Source organism: Actinoplanes sp. NPDC051633, assembly GCF_040681735.1.
In the GTDB taxonomy this organism is placed as follows: domain Bacteria; phylum Actinomycetota; class Actinomycetes; order Mycobacteriales; family Micromonosporaceae; genus Actinoplanes.
The window spans coordinates 1-1,009 of sequence record NZ_JBFAZH010001859.1 but is presented as its reverse complement, the minus strand read 5'-3'; the positions used below and the strand labels follow the sequence as shown (position 1 = coordinate 1,009).

Annotated in this window: 1 protein-coding gene; it reads right to left on the bottom strand. The window is 70.5% G+C overall.

Going from position 1 to position 1,009, the window contains the following annotated elements; all coding sequences use genetic code 11:
- A partial coding sequence (locus AB0M20_RS45700; RefSeq protein ID WP_364307955.1) for a hypothetical protein occupies positions 1–940 on the bottom strand: 940 nt, incomplete at its 3' end.
- Positions 941–1,009 lie beyond the last annotated feature (69 nt).

The following is a 1,009-nucleotide window of genomic DNA, read 5'->3' as shown; positions in this document are numbered from 1 at the left end:
GGTCCGGGTCGGCGAAGGGCAGCGCGACGACCTCCTTGTCCGCCACGGCCTTCTGAAGACCGGCCAGCCACTGCTTGGCGACGTCCTGGTTCTCGCGCGAGCCGGCCTTGCTGGTGCCGTCGGGCTGCTGGAGCCGGTAACCGTTGGCCATGGCGTCCACCGCGGCCAGCAGGTCCGGGTCGATCACCCAGGTGACGTCGAGATCGCGGCCCAGGTCCATCATCTGCGCCAGGCGACCGCCGGGGGCGATCTCCTTGGCCAGTTGGTCGTCCTGGAAGACGGGGGTCTGCCGCTCTCCGGCGCTGGTGCGGGCGGTCATGTGGACGGAGGAGATCAGTGGCCACATGAACGTCGTACGGCTCTTGGTGTCGGCCTCGGACGACTGCCAGGGCAGGAAGGTCCGCTCGATGCCGAGCATCTGGTCCCAGGGCCGGGCCGAGGTCTTGCCGGACACGGAGACGCCGAAGGAGTAGACGCCGTCCTTGCCGAGGTCCAGCTCGTCCACGGGCACGGAGATGCTGAAGTGCTCGGCGACGCCCGGAATCAGCGTGCTGAACTTCTGCGTGTACTTGCCGCCGAGCTCGTCGCCGGCATCGCCGCGGAGATCGTCGGGGTGCTGGGCGATGCCGTCGATCGCGGAGCGGGTGTTCAGCAGGGGACCCACCCGCAGGCCGACGTGGGCGCCCGTCACGGACTGCCTACCGTTGTTGAGGACAGTGCCGGACACGGTCAGCGTGTCGTCCTCGGTGGGCGCGCTGGGCGTCAGTGAGTCCAACGCCACGGACACCGAGTCCGCCGGCGCCGCCTGCGCGGGCTCGGCCGCGGTCAACTGGAGCAGCCCGGCCAGCAGCGGTGCGCCCGCCAGCAGCGCTCCGGCGCGCCGCAGTCGGCGGCGGGCAGGAGAGGCACTGGGCCCCTGGATTTCAGCCGCGTCGGCCACGCGCTAGCCCGACCCTCGTCGTCGTCATCAGAGGTCGTCGGAATGTGCGTCCCCGCATGGTAACGAGGA